Annotated in this window: 14 protein-coding genes; 4 read left to right on the top strand and 10 right to left on the bottom strand. The window is 37.9% G+C overall.

What is annotated here, in order from left to right; genetic code table 11:
- Positions 1 to 31: 31 nt before the first annotated feature.
- Positions 32 to 1,801 (bottom strand): oligopeptide ABC transporter substrate-binding protein, encoded by a 1,770-nt coding sequence (locus tag GYM71_RS06950; protein WP_220219945.1) that lies wholly within the window; start codon positions 1,799 to 1,801, stop codon positions 32 to 34.
- A gap of 188 nt (positions 1,802 to 1,989) precedes the next feature.
- On the opposite strand from GYM71_RS06950, the gene GYM71_RS06955 reads away from it, so the two are divergent.
- Entirely contained in the window at positions 1,990 to 3,360 is a 1,371-nt protein-coding gene (locus GYM71_RS06955; RefSeq protein ID WP_220219946.1) for a serine hydrolase domain-containing protein, read from the top strand.
- A gap of 74 nt (positions 3,361 to 3,434) precedes the next feature.
- Here GYM71_RS06955 and GYM71_RS06960 read toward each other — a convergent pair whose 3' ends face one another.
- Positions 3,435 to 5,261 (bottom strand): FAD-binding protein, encoded by a 1,827-nt coding sequence (locus GYM71_RS06960; protein ID WP_220219947.1) that lies wholly within the window; start codon positions 5,259 to 5,261, stop codon positions 3,435 to 3,437.
- 119 nt (positions 5,262 to 5,380) lie between these two features.
- On the opposite strand from GYM71_RS06960, the gene GYM71_RS06965 reads away from it, so the two are divergent.
- Positions 5,381 to 6,301 carry a LysR family transcriptional regulator gene (locus GYM71_RS06965; RefSeq protein WP_103751906.1) on the top strand — a complete coding sequence of 307 codons (921 nt, stop codon included), beginning with the start codon at positions 5,381 to 5,383 and terminating at the stop codon, positions 6,299 to 6,301.
- Positions 6,302 to 6,390: 89 nt separating this feature from the next.
- Here GYM71_RS06965 and GYM71_RS06970 read toward each other — a convergent pair whose 3' ends face one another.
- Positions 6,391 to 7,167 carry an alpha/beta hydrolase family protein gene (locus GYM71_RS06970; protein ID WP_220219948.1) on the bottom strand — a complete coding sequence of 259 codons (777 nt, stop codon included), beginning with the start codon at positions 7,165 to 7,167 and terminating at the stop codon, positions 6,391 to 6,393.
- Between the two features lie 244 nt (positions 7,168 to 7,411).
- On the bottom strand, positions 7,412 to 8,275 hold the full coding sequence (locus GYM71_RS06975) for an aldo/keto reductase (RefSeq protein ID WP_220219949.1): 864 nt from the start codon (positions 8,273 to 8,275) through the stop codon (positions 7,412 to 7,414).
- 157 nt (positions 8,276 to 8,432) lie between these two features.
- Here GYM71_RS06975 and GYM71_RS06980 point away from each other — a divergent pair, with 157 nt between their 5' ends.
- A complete protein-coding gene (locus GYM71_RS06980; RefSeq protein ID WP_103751910.1) occupies positions 8,433 to 9,002 on the top strand; it encodes a histidine phosphatase family protein in 570 nt (189 codons plus the stop codon).
- Between the two features lie 96 nt (positions 9,003 to 9,098).
- On the opposite strand, the gene fba is transcribed toward GYM71_RS06980, so the two are convergent.
- From fba to GYM71_RS07010, 6 genes are all read right to left on the bottom strand, one after another.
- On the bottom strand, positions 9,099 to 10,013 hold the full coding sequence (gene fba, locus GYM71_RS06985) for a class II fructose-1,6-bisphosphate aldolase (protein WP_103751911.1): 915 nt from the start codon (positions 10,011 to 10,013) through the stop codon (positions 9,099 to 9,101).
- A 101-nt stretch (positions 10,014 to 10,114) separates the two neighbouring features.
- The gene (gene argS, locus GYM71_RS06990; RefSeq protein WP_103751912.1) at positions 10,115 to 11,800 is read right to left on the bottom strand and encodes an arginine--tRNA ligase; all 1,686 of its coding nucleotides are present in this window, start codon (positions 11,798 to 11,800) and stop codon (positions 10,115 to 10,117) included.
- A gap of 258 nt (positions 11,801 to 12,058) precedes the next feature.
- Positions 12,059 to 12,703, bottom strand: coding sequence for a L,D-transpeptidase (locus tag GYM71_RS06995; RefSeq protein WP_103751913.1), 645 nt, complete (start codon positions 12,701 to 12,703; stop codon positions 12,059 to 12,061).
- Between the two features lie 67 nt (positions 12,704 to 12,770).
- Positions 12,771 to 13,613, bottom strand: coding sequence for an NAD(P)H-hydrate dehydratase (locus GYM71_RS07000; RefSeq protein ID WP_220219950.1), 843 nt, complete (start codon positions 13,611 to 13,613; stop codon positions 12,771 to 12,773).
- 2 nt (positions 13,614 to 13,615) lie between these two features.
- Positions 13,616 to 14,926 carry a serine hydrolase gene (locus GYM71_RS07005; protein ID WP_220219951.1) on the bottom strand — a complete coding sequence of 437 codons (1,311 nt, stop codon included), beginning with the start codon at positions 14,924 to 14,926 and terminating at the stop codon, positions 13,616 to 13,618.
- A gap of 41 nt (positions 14,927 to 14,967) precedes the next feature.
- Positions 14,968 to 15,693, bottom strand: coding sequence for a LysR family transcriptional regulator (locus GYM71_RS07010; RefSeq protein ID WP_220219952.1), 726 nt, complete (start codon positions 15,691 to 15,693; stop codon positions 14,968 to 14,970).
- A gap of 110 nt (positions 15,694 to 15,803) precedes the next feature.
- On the opposite strand from GYM71_RS07010, the gene gap reads away from it, so the two are divergent.
- A complete protein-coding gene (gene gap / locus GYM71_RS07015; protein ID WP_220219953.1) occupies positions 15,804 to 16,823 on the top strand; it encodes a type I glyceraldehyde-3-phosphate dehydrogenase in 1,020 nt (339 codons plus the stop codon).
- Positions 16,824 to 16,844 lie beyond the last annotated feature (21 nt).

Here is a 16,844-nt window from a genome sequence, read left to right on the forward strand (position 1 = left end):
AGTCTAGTCCCCTTCTAGTCTTTTAATAAAATTATTTTGCGTAGCCAACTTTGTACCATAATGGGTGGCCGTTGTTGCCTTCTGAAGGCTTGAGTGAATACCCCGTAAGCTTATTATTGACAGCTGTAATTTGGTAAGAATTATCGATTGGAATGACATAAGCTTCGTCATTCATGTATTGTTGCCATTCGTGGAATTTTTGTACGCGGTACTTATGGTTAAATGCCTTCTGCGAATTCATTTCTGTCAGCAATTTATTATTTTTAGCAGTTACAAAACGGGCCATGTTAAATGGAGCTGATTCACTGTAGTAAGGATGTGGCGATGGTTCAGTTGGTGTTGACCAGCCACCGATATACATATCAATGCCCTTATCATCGTTTTGCAATTTGTCGTAAAACGAGTTGTGCTCAATCAAGCGTCCCGTGGCCAGCTGAACGTTTAAGCCAACCTTGTGCCATTGTTGAATATAGTTCTGAATGATTGGTTCCTTAGTTGCATCCCCACTCATTGCGGCTACATTAATTTTCAGTGGTTTGCCATCAGGCTGTACACGCCACTTGCCCTTCTTCTTATAGCCGGCCTTGTCGAGAATTTCATTTGCTTTCTTAAGGTTATAATCAAAGCCTTTGGCACTCTTATCGTAGTAATCACCAAAGATCTCTGGAATTAAAGTTTTCACCCTAAAGGTCAAAGAATATGTATAACGTTTATTCACGGCATCAACGTTCATTGCATAACCAATAGCTTGCCGCAAAGCCTTGTTATTCATCTTAGACTTTGGATTTTCAACGTTTTTGCTGAGTTTTTTATCCCATTTACCAACTTTAAACCCAAGGTAATGGTAAGCAATTGGAATTTGTGCCACAAAGTTAACGTCCTTGGTATCTTTTACTTGAGGCCATTGAGTGTTAATCACTGGAATCACATCAAATTTATGACTCTTGATAGCCTGCGAAGCAGAATTAGGGGAAACAACAGAAACGACGATTTTATCTAATTTTGGCTTGCCACGCCAGTAATATTCATTAGGAACCCAAGTGGCTGATTGTCCACGAACCAACTTTTCCATTTTATATGGACCAAAGAACAATGGGTTCTTTCTAATTTTATCAGATGATTTTAATTTAGCGAAAGGAACATCTTTAAGGTAGTGATAAGGTTCAACCGCTTCCCAAAGCGACCGGCTACCTGCGTTAGACATACTTGGACTTAATTCCGTGAAATGAAGAACTAATTTACGACCATTTTCGCCATCAGGCATTTCAATACCAGAAATCGTTTTTGCCTTGCCTTCATGATATTCTTTCAGACCTTTTAAAACTTCAAATTGGCTACTATACCGAGGACAAGCCGTATCCTTGTTTGCTAAGATTTCATAAGCATATTCATAATCTTTAGCTACGACTTGTTTACCGTCGGACCATTTAACACCTTTTTTAATATTAATGTTAATGGTTTTGTTCTTTTGATCCAATCTACGTGTTGCTGCACCCTTATCAGTAACTTTGAAATGATCATCACTATCAAACAAAGTCTCTTGACCAGGAGAAGCCACCATTGAATCAACATCCTCAGAAGATAATTCCTGCGAAAAAATACCTGAAAATGGTGTATCTGTTTCGACTGCAATCTTAACCGTTCCACCTTGTTTGACTGCTTTTTTCGGAGTCTCAATTGGGAATTTAGAAACATTTTTAGTTTCGTCATTATTAGCATTATTCTTCTTACCACAACCAACTAAAGCAATTGCAGAAAGACTTAAAACACCAATTGAAGTTAACAACTTATTCTTTTTCATATCTTTTCTCATTTCCGTATAAATTATTTTTATTATGTTAATAAATATATCATACTAGTCAAATAAATACATCATAATTATGAAAAGAATATTTAATTTTGTCCCTAAAAAAGAGTAAAATGGACTATAAAAGACTGTAATTTTACTATCCGCTTATGTTGGATTAGTAATTTACAAAAGGAGTAGTAATGGATAAACAAAAAATAAATGACTTTGCTGAAAAAGTAAGAGATACATTCAATTTGCCAAGTTTAGGCTTTGGGATCTATCACAAAAATGAGAGCTATAGCCATGTATATGGCGATGCGAACGAAGATAGCTTGTATCCTTTAGCCTCAATTTCTAAATCCTTTTTGGCAACGGCAATTTGTCAATTAGCTGATGAAGGTAGAATCAGCCTAGATGATCCTTTAAAAAAATATTGGCCTGATTTTCAACTCGTTGATAAATATGCTCAAGATCATTTAACTTTTAGAGATGCACTAAGTCACCAAAGCGGACTACCTGCTCACGATTTAATGCGTTTTACTAACATGAATAAGCATGATCTAACTTTAAAAGAAAAAGCTGAACATGTCGGCTACTTAGAGCCTAACCACGAATTACGGGTTAAGATGCAATATAGTAATCTGGTTTATGCCGTGGCAACCTACGTAATGGAACAAGCAATCGGTCAGGACTACGGCTCATACGAACGTGAACACCTACTTAAGCCACTTCACATGAATAATACTTTCATTAATCATCATGAGGCGCCACGTGACAGAATTCCTAAGCCTTATATTAGAGATAATGATGTAACGCAAGAAGTTCCATTTATTGCACCTGGCAAGGTTGGCGGAGCCAGCAGCATGTTAGCAACAATTGCCGACTTGCTTACTTGGGGTGAATTCCAGCTAAAAACCCAAAAATCAACTTCAACTGAGGTTACTGCTCAGCGTTATCAGCCACAATCAATCATGCCTCCTAGCCGAGCATATGGTGGTGCTAACTTCGGCGCTTATGGTTTAGGAATGATGATGGAAGACTACCGTGGTCACAAGTACTTTTATCACAGTGGTTCGTATATTGGATATTGTTCTTTCCTAGGCTTCGTTCCTGATCTTGACTTGGCATTTGTTGTGACTACCAACATGGATTCTACCGATTCAATTTTCGCTTTGGCTTATCAAACAATTGACGAGGCCTTAGGAATTCATGACACAGACTGGGCCGACAAAGTAAGTAAAATTATGGCAAAGAAAAACCAGGCAAGAGAAGATAATATTGCCAAGCTTAAAGGTAATGACTGCCATGCAGTTAAAGCAAAAGCAGAATTACTTGGTGATTACGAAAATCCAGGCTATGGTTTGGTTACTCTTTGTGACGAAAATGGCGAGCTTAAAGCAACTATCGGTAAATGGAATAATCCAGTACTTGAAGGTGCAAATGGCAAAATGTACATTGAAGCTCGGCTTTACCAACATGAACTAATTCCGATTGAATTAGGTACTGATAAAATATACTTACAATCAGATCCTGCACTTAAGAAGGCAACCGAGTTTGTCAAGGTAAACTAGATTCACAAATAAAAAGCAGCGTGCGACAACACGCTGTTTTTTTGTCCAAACAAGTTTGGTTAACTTATTTTTATTTATTTAACTTTACTAAGTGAATCCTTGACGGCTTCTTTAATTGCCCTACTAGTTTGCGAAGCACCGGAAACCGCATCAACATTGTACGTATTTTTCGCCACAATCTTTTTCGGTAGTTCCTTAATAGCCCTTAGACCATAATCATCACTTTCGGTCTGCTTTAAAATTTCAACGTTCTCAATGTTTCCTTCATCACTAACCGTTGTTCGCACAACAACGCCGTCACCCATACCCTTATTACTATATCCGAGATACTGATTCTTACCTAAGGTATAGTGGTTATGGTCTTCATCACTTTCGGCTTGGAAGTCAGGATTAATTTTTGCATCAGTAAAATCAACACTACCAGACACTGGTAAATCCTGTTTAAGGGTTGCAGCGTTTTCACCTGCAATTTTTCCAGAAATCAGACAATCGGCAATATTGCCACCAGTTGTATATTTATTAACAAATGGTGAGCCTAATTCACCCGCTTCATACAGATGTGGAATTGGATTGCCATTCGGATCGACGACCTGACAATGACCGTTTCTTCGTCCACCGCCTTGCGTATTCAGCATATTTTGTCTAAGCGCAATTGCATAGTAAGGACCAGTAGAACTAAATTTGCGCAAAGTTTTTGGATTACGGTGAAAAGCATAATCTTTGCCTTGCTCCGCCATAAAGTTAAATTCAGCAATCGTTTCTTCTAGTATTGCCGGATTTTTAGTAATTTTTTGTGCTAATTCTTCGATTGAATCTGCTTTAATTGCTTTATCTAAATAGCCTGGAACCTTTAAACCATCATCAGGTTCATTCTGTAATTCATCATATTTTTTCTGATCAAAAATCATATAAGGATGAGCCTGATTGAGTGGAACTACCCAATCGCCGTGATTATAAATGTGACCGTGACGGTTCATTTCGGCTTCGTTAAAGTACCTTGTACCATCATCACCAACTACAATTACACTACCAGTTGAACTTTCTTGCCAGAAGACATTAAGTGCATAAGTAGAACGGACACCTTTATTTTGTTTTAAAGACAATCCGTGGAATTGACCCAGTGATTCGAATGAGCGCATATTCCATAATTGCGCGTTTACTTCTTCAAGCATTTTAATTCCGTCACCTTGATTATATAAAGAACCAATTGGTGCAAGATACGGTGCTTGCAGGAAGGTCTGAATCATCTCTTGGTTGTTTTCAAAACCACCAACAGCTAAAACGACACCATTGTTAACCTTGATGTTGCGTAAAACATGTTTACGTTCAATTTGAACCCCAATAACAGTTTTACTTACGCCGTCTTGAATTAAGTGTTTAGCAGGTGAAGCATACCAAATATCAATTAATTTAGAGCGGTCTAAAACTTTTTGCCGCAAAATTTTCCATAAAGCCGCATCATCTACTCCTTGATGCACTAAGTAATCATCATAAGAATCAGCATCAGGCAGTTCCGGATATTCCGTCACATAAGCGGTTGAAGGTGTACCCGCCAGCATTTTTTTCATGCTAACTGGCTCGACATCCAGGTATTTTCTGAAGTAGTCACCCATATTAGCCATTCCTTCAATTAGGTTCGTAAAGGCTGCTTGATCTGGCTTAAGAGGTGCGGCTAAATGCTCGTGGTAATTTTTTAATGCCTCATAGTCCTTGCCAGCACCAACCATCTGACCAGCATACCGGGTGTTGCCACCCTCATGGCCTTCTGGCGCACTATCAACCAATAGAACTTTAGCACCATTATCTGCGGCAAACCGGGCAGCTGTTGCTCCGGCTCCACCAAAGCCCAGAACAGCAACGTCATATACAGCATCCCACTGAAAATCTTGATTATGACTCATGATTTTGATCTCCTTATTAATATTTTTGTTGTTTACGCTTTCATTAAACGCTATAATATTAACTATGTGAAATACTTAATTATTAAAATTACTATTACAAAACAGTTATAGGATCAAGAATGAATAATCGCTTACTAATTTTTTTAGAAACACTTGAAAACAGTAGCTCTATTTCTGAAGCTGCCAAGAAGCTTTATCTTACGCAACCTTATCTGAGTCGAATCATTAAGAAATATGAACAAAAATATCATGTTTTACTTGTTAGCCGTGAGTCACATCCAATCCAGTTAACGCCTGCTGGGCAATTACTCATGAGTTATTTGCGCAAAAGTTTACAATTAGAAAATCAATTAAACCAAGAAATGAAAAGATTTACTAAAAATGAGTTCCCTACTTTAATAATGGGTATTACCCCACCTCTTGGCGAAAATTTTAATTTAACTATTTTACCGAAGCTGCTAGCTAAGTTTCCTACCTTAAAAACCGAAACATTAGAATTAAGCACGGCTGATGCCGAAAAAGCATTTAAAGACGAGCAGATTGATTTATTTGTCGGAAATGAGCTGCAACTGCCTAACGTCAAAAGCCAAAAGCTGCATCGTGATACTCAAGTCTTGGTACTTGGAAAAAATTCCAAACTATACCAACCAAACAAACAAGAAGTTCATATTTCTGGGACTAAATTACAAACACTCAATCAGGAAAACTTTATTGTCGTTGATGGAGAAAGACGTTACCAAGAAATTATTAACACGTATTTTAGCAATAATGGTATTCAAATTTATCCCCAAATTCATGTCAGAGATTCACTAACAGCACTAAAACTAGCCGCACAAGGGTTAGGTAATATGACGACGAGTATTGCTGCAGTCAAAACCAAAAAATACCAACATATCAATTACGTTAAATTGCCTCAAGATGAGGTGAAAATCAACTTTACCGTTTCTACTTTAAAAAATGACGACTATTTAATGGCGGAAATAGCAGAAGTGATTTCTATTTTAAAACAAACATTTACGACTAAAATTTTAGTTAGCTGAAAACGAGTATTCAGATCAAACAAAAACGGGTAGCTTAAGTCTTAAACTACCTGTTTTGTTCATTTTGCTTGCGGAGAACGTGGCTTTAATTAAATGTGCTCTTTTAGCCAAGGCACAACCTTACCAATAACTTCATTTAACTTTGTAAAGTCACCTGATTCTACGTTATAGGTATGATCTGAATTATCAACAGTAAAATAATCAACATTCTCCATGCCACTATGTTTGATGAAATTCAAGCTAATCTCTGGGTTCAAAGTTGGATCAGTAGTCGCTACACCAACTAAAATTGGATTAGTAAATTTTTCAATATTGTTATTAAGAGTTGCTTTAATGTCTGCATCAAAACGAGGATATAATAATTCAACTCTGCCATCGGCTGTATGGATAATACTATAACCCAGGTTTTGCATTTGCTTTTGATCATAACCAACATTAATTGGCTCTTGTGTATTAATTGCGCCATTCAACGAAATTATTACTTTAGCTGGCAAAGTCGAGCAGGTGAAAGCTAAGCGTCCACCCAGACTATGGCCTAATAGACCAACGCGCTTATTGTCTACTTCTCTTAGGGATTGGAGATAATCAAAGCTAGCTTTAACTTCTTCAATCATAACTTTCATTCCATATTGTTCTCTTGAGCAAAGATTTTCACCCATGCTGCATAAATCTATTCTAGCAGCTACTATTCCTGAAGCAGTGATACTTTGGCTAATTCTTTGTAACATGTGGTTATCATTGCTCTTACCCGACATAAATCCATGAATTAATAAAATCGCAGGAAATTGATTACCACTGTCGGGGACATCGATTAACATTGGCACTTCATGATCTTGACACTTTACGAATTCTAGTCTTTCTTTCAATTTGGAAACCTCCCTATTTTTATAACAAGTAAAAAATTGTTGCTATTTATTCATAAAATATATGATAGCACCAAAAAATCACGTTAAATAATTCAATTATTCTATGATTTATTAAGTTTCTGCCACACTCCTGCCAAAAAAAGCAACTAGGAATTTAATAAATATTCGGTAATTGTTGTAACAAGAGCAAAATAAGACCAAACAAAAACCACTTTGTCAGTTTTAGTAACAAAGTGGTTAAATCTTAAAGCTTTCCGCCAAATACTGGAAAATGACTGGCTTCCCCATAATCGATTGCATTAATTTCTTGCAAAGTTTGCATATCTTCGGCACTTATTTCAAAAGCAATTTCCGTATTTTGCTTAATGTGATCAGCTCGCGCCGCTTTAGGTAACACTACCGTTTTTAGCTGCCAATCATATCTAATACAGAGTTGGGCCGCTGATACATGATACTTATCGGCCATTTGGGTTATTACCGGATTATTCAAGGCCGCTCCATGGGCAACGGGTGAAAATGATTCAACAACAATTCCCTGTTTTTGTGAAAAAGCAAGCAAATCTTTCGGTGTTGCACCAATGTGACACAAAATTTGGTTTACCATCGGTTTAGTCGCACTATTTTTAATTAAATTAGTTAAGTCATCCGGCTCAAAGCTCGACACACCAATTGCACGCAACTTGCCTTCCTTCATTGCATCCTCTAATGCACGCCAAGTTGCTAAATTACCTTCAAAATGGCGATCAGCTGATTGATTAACTTCGTTCCAAGGCTGCGGATTATGAATAATCATCATATCTAAATAATCAAGCCCCATTTTCGCCAAAGATTCATCAATTGACTTCTTGGCATCGGCGTAATTTTTGATTTCGGCGGCAACTTTTGAATTAACAAAAATTTGTTCACGCGGAATCCCAGAATTTTTTATTCCTAATCCCACTCCAGCTTCGTTACCATATGCTTGCGCAGTATCAATGTGCCGGTAGCCAAGTTGAATAGCTGTTTCGACCACTTGGGCAACCTGATTATTATTAATTTCCCACGTACCTAATGCTAATTTAGGAATTTTGACTCCGTTGCTTAAGGTTAATGTCTCATCTAAAATCATCTTATTCCTCCTTGTTTAGGATTAATTTTCAATTAGAAGTATAGGACTTAAAGTACGCTTTAAGTCAAGTCTTTGCGTAAATTATTAAATAATGCTTAGGAATTTGATCCAAGTCGGTTACAATTAATATTGCAGAAAATATGAAAGGTGTTTATTTATGAAATCATTATATTTAGTAAGACACGGGCAAACATTATTTAACGTTCAACACAAAATTCAAGGCTTTTGTGATTCACCACTCACACCATTGGGAATTCAGGAAGCAAAGGCTACTAAAAAGGAGTATTTCGAAAAAGAGCATGTCCAACTGGACGAAGCCCATTCTTCTACCTCTGAACGAGCAATTGATACACTCAAAATAATTACTGATTTGCCATTTAAAACAAATAAAAACTTGCGTGAATGGAATTTTGGCACTTATGAAGGTGAAGGTGAGCATTTAAATCCGCCACTTCCCTACAATGATTTTTTCGTTCAATTTGGCGGCGAATCGCAGAAGGAATTAACAGCTCGCATTAACCAAGAAATTACAAAAATTGTGCGCCAATCACCTAATAAGCATATTTTAATTGTGTCACATGGTGCTGCCATCGCTAATTTTTATAAAGTCTGGGAAAAGTACAATACATTCAAAAGGACTGAAAGAATTAAGAATTGTTCCGTCTTAAAATATGACTTTGACGATGATATTTTTCGGTTAAAAACACTGTTTAATCCAGATTGTTAGCTTGCAATGTCATTGCCAATTAGTCGTTTATTTTTTAATAAAAAAAGCTAGCTCCATTCAGGAGTTAGCCTTTTTAATTTCATTACAACTCGGTAATTATTCTAAGTTTAATGAGCTCTTGTCAAAAGCAGCTGACTTAATCTTGTCGTCGATTGAAGGAGTACCAAGCCAAGTGATCATTTCCTTCATTGCATCAGTGATTGCTTCAGTACCAGGAAGTAAAAGCTTACGTGGGTCATAACCCTTGTTAGCCTTGTCTTCATCCTTGTGAGCTTCGAAGTATTCACGAGTTGCTTTTTGGAATGCTAATTGGAATTCAGTGTTGATGTTAACCTTTGAAATTCCAAGTGAGATAGCCTTCTTAACTTGTTCTTCAGGAATACCTGAACCACCGTGCAATACAAGTGGAACAGAAACTGCATCAGCAATTTCCTTCAAACGATCGAAGTTAAGACCCTTCCAGTCAGCTGGGTAAACACCGTGGATGTTACCGATACCACAAGCAAGCTTGTCAACACCAGCAGCAACGAAAGCTTTAGCATCTTCAACAGAAGCTAATTCTCCACCTTCAGCACCTTGGTTTTCACCAATCTTACCGATTTCAGCTTCAACGGAAATTCCACGTTCATGAGCCAATTTGACGATTTCCTTAGTCTTAGCTAAGTTTTCATCAGTTGGTAATGCGTGACCGTCAAACATAACTGATGAGTAGCCAAGTGCAATACATTCCTTAGCAGCTTCAAAGTCACCGTGATCCAAGTTCAATACGACTGGAACTGAAATGTCCATTGCGTCCATTGAATCTTCAACGATATCCTTAGCAATCTTGTAGCCACCCATGTACTTAGCAGCACCCATTGAAACTTGGATTAAAACTGGGGTTCTAGTTTCCTCAGCTGCTTGCAAAATTGCACGTGTCCATTCCAAGTTGTTAGTGTTATAAGCACCGACTGCATAATGGTTTTTACGAGCATCTTTAAAGATTTGGTTACCATTATCTAAATAAGCCATTAATAAATTACCTCCTATTAATCTTACAGTCACATTGTACCGTAATAACGAAGTCTTGAGCAATCTTTTAATCGATGTAAGCGTTATTTTTTGAATTTTTTTTACATTTCTTTAGGAGCATTAACACCAAGTAGTCTGAGGGCCTCAGTTAAGACAATTGAGGTCGCCTGAACTAACGCCAATCTCGTGTTAATTTGCTCATCTTCGACCAAGATTTTAACATTAGCATAGTATTTATTAAACTTCTTAGCTAAATCCAAAGCATATTTGGCAATAACAGATGGTTCAAATTTATCACTGCTGCGCGCAATGATTCTTGGGAAATCGGCTAATGCTTTGGCAACGCTAAATGACCAATCATCCTTAACTGGTGCAGCATCAAGTTTAGGCTCTTGACCTAACTTCGCAGCTTTACGTAATACACTCTGTGCCCGTGCATTGGTGTATTGAACATAAGGACCAGTATCGCCTTCAAAGCGAACAACTTCATCTAAGTCAAAGTCAAAGTTTTCTACCCGATCATTTTTAAGATCATGGAACACAACGGCTCCTACACCAACATCATGAGCTACTTGTTCTTTGTTAGCTAAAGCAGGATTTTTCTCATCAATTTGCTTACGAGCTAAGTTAACGGCATCCTTTAATACTTGGTCAAGGAAAACGACGTTACCTTTACGGGTTGATAGTTTTTTACCGTTTTGCGTAATTAAGCCAAATGGCACGTGATAAATTTCATCTGCCCAATCATAACCCATCTTCTTCAAAACTGTTTTAAGTTCAACGAAATGGTGAGCTTGCTCATTACCGACAACATACAGCATTTTGACGAAATGGTAAGTATTCATTCGGTAAATAGCGGCAGCCAAATCACGGGTTAGGTAAATACTGCTACCGTCAGATTTCACAATCATAGCTGGGCTTTCGTCTTCGCCCATATCAACTACCTGTGCCCCGCGTGATTCGTGAAGCAAACCTTTTTCCTTTAATTCATCGATAACAGGTTGCATCTTATCGTTAAAGAATGCTTCGCCCTTGTATGAATCAAATTCGACGCCCAATTCTTTGTAAATCCGCTTAAAGTCCTTTAAGGAAACGTCACGGAACCATTGCCATAATTTAACTGCTTCAGGATCACCATCCTCAAGTTTTTTAAACCATGCACGACCCTCATCCTCAAGCTCAGGGTGCTTTTCAGCCTCCTCATGAAACTTAACGTAATACTTAAAGAGGTTCATGATTGGATCTTTTTTGACATCTTCCTCATTACCCCAATGTTTATAAGCTGAAATCAGCTTACCAAACTGGGTGCCATAATCACCTAGGTGGTTAATCTTAATTGGAGTATAGCCAACTTTTTTCAATGTTTCCGCAATTGAATTACCGATTACAGTTGAGCGCAAGTGTCCCATTGACATTGGCTTAGCAATGTTAGGACTTGACATGTCAATAGGAACATTTCCTTGTCCTAATTTTTGATCACCATAATGCTGTTTTTCTGTCAAAACTTCATGTAAAGCTTGCGTAATTAATTTTTCGTGGTTAATTGCGAAGTTAACATACGGACCAACAGCTTGAATACTGGTAAAATCGCTGCTTTCAAGATTGGCAGCAATTTCTTGAGCAATCTCAGCCGGATTTTTATGCATAACTTTAGCCAGAGTAAATGCAGGGAAGGCATAATCACCCATCTTTTCATTCTTTGGCCGTTCAATAAGTTGGTTGATTTTTTCTTTAGGCAAATCTACTTGACTGGCAACAAGATCAACTACTTTACTTTTAAAGTCCATTTTTACCTCCAAATTCCAATAAAAAAGCCTCTTCCTTTAATTCCAAAGGAAGAGACGAGTTTTTACCCGCGGTACCACTCTATTTGATACAAAGTATCCGCTTATTATTTTTGTTAAATTACTGGTCAGGCACGCCTTCAGTCATCCTCCTAACCCGACTCTCATCAACTCGGACTCGCTTACTAGGATAAATGCTTACTACTCCTAACCTCTCTCAAAAATTGATTATAACAGGAAATGGCATTCAAGCCAACACTTTTAATTATTTTTGACGATTACCTTTGTGCCAGTGGGAATATTTTTCATTATCCACCGTGCATCTGAAATACTCAACCTGATACAGCCATGAGACGCGGATTTAACACCCAATTTTTTGGCTTCTTTGCGATTATACTTTCCATTGCTTTTAGTTGGAACCGTATGAAAGAGGTAGACATTATCTTTATCCCAGCTAGTCCAATAATTAGCACCCTCATTTAATTCTGGATTATAAAAAGAATCTCCCCGATTATCCTGAATCTTAAAAGTCCCTGTGGGCGTTGTCGATTTGCCCTTTTTAAAGAGCCCTCCACTTGCCAGCATCGTGTACACTACCTGGTTTTCACGCAAAATATAAACGCGATTGCCCCGAAGAGAAACACGAATGGTTAGATCATTTTCAAGCGGCTTAATTTTAGGATAAGCTTTTGTTTCGCTGGGTTGATGCCAGTCATAAGGCACCCGCAGATCTTGCGGATCCTTATAGGGACGAAAAGATGCTGCCGTCTTCTTAACCTGCATTTTCTGATTTTCCTTGGGCTTTTCTTCCTTTGGACTTGACGGCATCGAAACACGAGCTAGACTGATTGCACAGATTAGTAGAACAAATAGGCCTGTTAGCGGCTTTAATAGGCTATTTTTCATACTAAATCAACCTCCTCGAGAATTATTTATACTCTATTTTACAATATTTGCTAGTTTAGCCAAAAACTTAATCTACAAACTTAAGCATAAGTTTAGGTAAAAGCGCACTAATTTTGGTTGGTTGCACAACATATTCATCTTTAGCAATTAGATCGCCAGCAAGTGAGTGCAAATATACAGCTGCTATAACGGAATCAATATTGCCACCAAATTGCGCAGTAAAGCCACCAATTATGCCGGCTAAGGTGTCGCCCATGCCGCCACAAGCCATCCCTGGATTACCAAGAGGATTAACGAAAACATCCTTATTTGACGTATAAACTTTGGTATGATTGGACTTTAAAACTAAAATAGCATTTTGCCCTGGAAACAGCTTATTTAATGCCGTCAAATTAGCTGCATCCGTTTGATAAGGTATCCTAATTTGACTAAGTCTCTGCCATTCCATTTGATGAGGAGTCAAGATTACTAACTTCGCATTTTGCGGGGCCAGCGACCGATTTTGACCAATCAAATCCAGCGCACTAGCGTCTAAAATAAGCGTTTGCTGGTTAGTTACTACTTGACCCAGCTGCAAAAGAAGCTTTTGCGCAAATGGAGTAGCTCCTAATCCTGGTCCACAAACAATGACATCCATGTTTTTTATTAATTGCGGCAAATCACTGCTGCGCCAATCAACATACATCACTTCAGGATCGCGCGCATGTAGAGCATTTAAATTAATTGAATGGCAAGCAACAGAAACTAGACCAGCGCCAGATTTCAGTGCACCTTCTGCAGCCATAATAATTGCACCACCGTAATTTTCACTTCCACCTATTAATAAAATTCGTCCGTAGTTTCCCTTATGGGTGTTGCTTTTTCTTTTGGCTATAACCTTGGTTAAAATAGATTGCTTAATTTCTGTCATTGTTATCCTCCAAAAAGCCGGTGCCAAAAACGAAGCAAGAAATTAACCTGTTTAGTGGATTGCAACGCTTTTGCCGGTAGTTTAATTCCGTCAGGTTCTTGGATAGAAATTAGTTTAGTTGACCCCGATTTAAAGCTATATGAACCAACCGTTTGATTTTTGGTTACCGGAGCTTCAATGGTGTCCTTAGTTAAATTAACAGTTAATTTTTGGCCGTTTTTTGGTCCCCAGATTACTCGTCTTTGCTTCATGCCGATATCAACTTGCTTGTTAGCGCCATTATGAACACTAATCTTGCTGGTACCCATAATTACTTCATTTTGGTTAAAAACAATGGGTTGATAATTACGGTAAACATACCGCAGCAACCTGCCAGTTTGCTCAAAACGTGCTGGGTCAAGACTATTAGCATGCCTTGCTCCCACTACCACGGTAATTAGTCTTGCATCGCTATCTTTTGCCGTTCCAATAAAACAAGCACCAGCAGCATCAGTAGTTCCCGTTTTTAGACCATCAACTTTTAGATCTTGCTGGTATTGGGACAAGCCTTTAAGCATCCAATTAAAGTTAGTCATGAGTGTTTGGCTTCCCTGATCAGTGAAGTTTAAATGAGCAATTCTTGTTGTTTCAATTATTTCGGGGAAGTCATTCAACAAGTGCTGACCAACGATTGCCATGTCTTTAGCTGACATCTCATTTTCTGCGTCTTTATCCGCTCCTGGATAGGCATCCGTCCCAACACTTTTATTGGGCAAACCGCAAACAGTATAGATCTGGGCGTCATTAATGCCCCATTTTTTTAATTGCTGACGCATCTGCCGAACAAACACAACTTGCGAGCCACTGACGGCCTGAGCAAGCAGCATTGCCGCCCCATTGGCAGATTCGATTAGGGTCGCTTGGTATAGCTGCCTGATTGTATAAGAGTGACCCATTTTTAGTGGCACATTAGAAAACTGCTTATTATTGGCAACCTTGACAATCTGCTTAGTTGGCTTTACTTCTGTATCCCAACTAAGTTTTTGCTCTTTAATTGCTTGTAAGGTTAAATAAGTCGTTACTAATTTGGTCATTGAAGCAATTGGCAATACCTGGTTAATATTTTTGCCATAAAGCAGTTGCCCCGTTTTACTATCGATTGCAATTGCCGATTTAACATTGAGATTTAATTGCTCAGACTGATAATTATTTCTGACTTGAACTGATTTAGGCCGAGCTGGCGGTTCACTACTAGGACCTGTTCCACACGCAGATAGTGTCACAATAGCCAATAAGCTGACCACAACTGTTTTTAAATTTCGCCTTAGGTTCATAAGTTCTCCTTTGAAGTGAAAAAATTTTAGCAAGTTCTAGATTAAATTTGATACTGATAACAATAATAGGGAATATTAAAATTATGATCATTAACCTTTTGATAATCATTGTCAATTAAATATTGTGGTAATAATGCAACTGCCTCTCCCCTTTTTACCAATTGCATAATTGTTTCAAGCGAATCAATTTCTAACAATCTCGTTTTATCAGGACATAACTTCAGGGTTAGTTTTCTAAATGGACAAGTTAAATCACTATTGATTGCAATCGGGCAGGTCGATCCATCTTCTTGTTTTCCTTTCAAAAAGCACGCTGGTAAATTAGCTGTTTGCTTTAACCGATAATTAGGCAAGTCGAATTGGTTAAAGGTCACCACTACATCGTAGTATCTTTGCGTTAGTTCCGATTCCAATTGGTTACTTTTCTTAATAGTAACTGCATAATCAGTAATAAAAAATTTCTTCTTAGCGATTAAAAAGTTAACTAGTAATTCCGATGATAAAATCGTTTTTCGAATAACTAACGTATCTTGCAGTTTTTGCCAATTTCGGAGCGCTTTAACAGCAAAACGATATACTTTGTTTCCGTTATCCGTCGGAGCCACACCTTGATTTGAGCGTACAAATAAAGTTGAATTCAATTCATGTTCAATTGCCTTTAAGCGTGCTGTCAAATTAGATTGTGCATAGCCTAATTCTTTAGCAGCTTTATTGATAGATTTAGTTTCATAAATTGTCTTATAAATATTTAAGTCATTAAAATTCATCTTGTCACATTATCACTAAAAGTGATAGCCCTATTAACTTTTCGGCTTATGCAAAGCCATTTTCATTCATTATACTATTTTTTGTAATCAAAGAAGGGAGAAAAAATCTTATGACTACAAAAATTGGTATTAATGGTTTTGGCAGAATTGGTCGTTTATCATTACGGCGTATTTATGACATTAAAGATAATAGTTTAGAAATTGTTGCGATCAACGATTTAACTTCACCAGCAATGTTGGCTCATTTATTGAAGTATGACACGGCTCATGGTCAATTTAATCATGAAGTTGCCGCAACAGAAAATGCAATCGTAATTGATGGCAAAAAAATTCCTGTTTACGCTGAAAAAAGCGCAAGTGATATTCCTTGGGTAAAAAATAACGGGGTTGAGCTTGTATTAGAATGTACTGGCTTTTACACCTCAACGGAAAAATCCAGCAGTCACTTAAAAGCCGGCGTCAAAAAAGTGTTGATCTCAGCACCTGCCGGTGACATGAAGACAATCGTTTATAATGTTAATGACGATACCTTAAATGCAGATGATCAAATTATTTCTGCTGGTTCATGTACTACTAACTGCTTGGCTCCGTTAGCCAAGGCTATTAACGATGAATTTCAGATTAAAGCTGGAACAATGACCACCTTACATGCCTATACTAGTTCACAAATGCTGCAAGATAGTCCCGATCGCCAAGGTGATGTTCGTAATGCACGTGCCGCTAGCGCAAATATTATTCCCCATTCAACTGGTGCTTCTAAAGCAATTGGCCTAGTAATCCCAGAATTACAGGGTAAGCTAACGGGAATCGCTCTCCGTGTTCCTGTGATCACTGGTTCAATAACGGAATTAGCGGTTACCCTAGCTAAAAACGTTACTGTTAATGAATTCAATGCCGCAATCAAAAAGCACACAATTAACAATGCATCATTTGGCTGCAATGAGGATAAGATCGTTTCATCTGATATTATTGGCACGGAATTTGGTTCTGTTTTTGATCCGACAATTACCCAAATTGCTACGGGCACCGATTATTCACAAGTTATTAAGGCTTATGCGTGGTACGATAACGAATCCGGGTTTGTAGCTCAAATGATCAGAACATTGCAAAAAATAGCTAAATTAGGCTAATGATATGAACCCCAAAATTAG

It is taken from the genome of Lactobacillus panisapium, from assembly GCF_019469265.1.
Lineage (GTDB): Bacteria > Bacillota > Bacilli > Lactobacillales > Lactobacillaceae > Lactobacillus > Lactobacillus panisapium.

What these genes read in the sequence shown, in the direction of transcription:
- GYM71_RS06950 (WP_220219945.1), bottom strand. Translation starts at nt 1,801, where the DNA reads ATGAAAAAGAATAAGTTGTTAACTTCAATTGGTGTTTTAAGTCTTTCT.
- GYM71_RS06955 (WP_220219946.1), top strand. Translation starts at nt 1,990, where the DNA reads ATGGATAAACAAAAAATAAATGACTTTGCTGAAAAAGTAAGAGATACA.
- GYM71_RS06960 (WP_220219947.1), bottom strand. Translation starts at nt 5,261, where the DNA reads ATGAGTCATAATCAAGATTTTCAGTGGGATGCTGTATATGACGTTGCT.
- GYM71_RS06965 (WP_103751906.1), top strand. Translation starts at nt 5,381, where the DNA reads ATGAATAATCGCTTACTAATTTTTTTAGAAACACTTGAAAACAGTAGC.
- GYM71_RS06975 (WP_220219949.1), bottom strand. Translation starts at nt 8,275, where the DNA reads ATGATTTTAGATGAGACATTAACCTTAAGCAACGGAGTCAAAATTCCT.
- GYM71_RS06980 (WP_103751910.1), top strand. Translation starts at nt 8,433, where the DNA reads ATGAAATCATTATATTTAGTAAGACACGGGCAAACATTATTTAACGTT.
- fba (WP_103751911.1), bottom strand. Translation starts at nt 10,013, where the DNA reads ATGGCTTATTTAGATAATGGTAACCAAATCTTTAAAGATGCTCGTAAA.
- argS (WP_103751912.1), bottom strand. Translation starts at nt 11,800, where the DNA reads ATGGACTTTAAAAGTAAAGTAGTTGATCTTGTTGCCAGTCAAGTAGAT.
- GYM71_RS06995 (WP_103751913.1), bottom strand. Translation starts at nt 12,703, where the DNA reads ATGAAAAATAGCCTATTAAAGCCGCTAACAGGCCTATTTGTTCTACTA.
- GYM71_RS07000 (WP_220219950.1), bottom strand. Translation starts at nt 13,613, where the DNA reads ATGACAGAAATTAAGCAATCTATTTTAACCAAGGTTATAGCCAAAAGA.
- GYM71_RS07005 (WP_220219951.1), bottom strand. Translation starts at nt 14,926, where the DNA reads ATGAACCTAAGGCGAAATTTAAAAACAGTTGTGGTCAGCTTATTGGCT.
- GYM71_RS07010 (WP_220219952.1), bottom strand. Translation starts at nt 15,693, where the DNA reads ATGAATTTTAATGACTTAAATATTTATAAGACAATTTATGAAACTAAA.
- gap (WP_220219953.1), top strand. Translation starts at nt 15,804, where the DNA reads ATGACTACAAAAATTGGTATTAATGGTTTTGGCAGAATTGGTCGTTTA.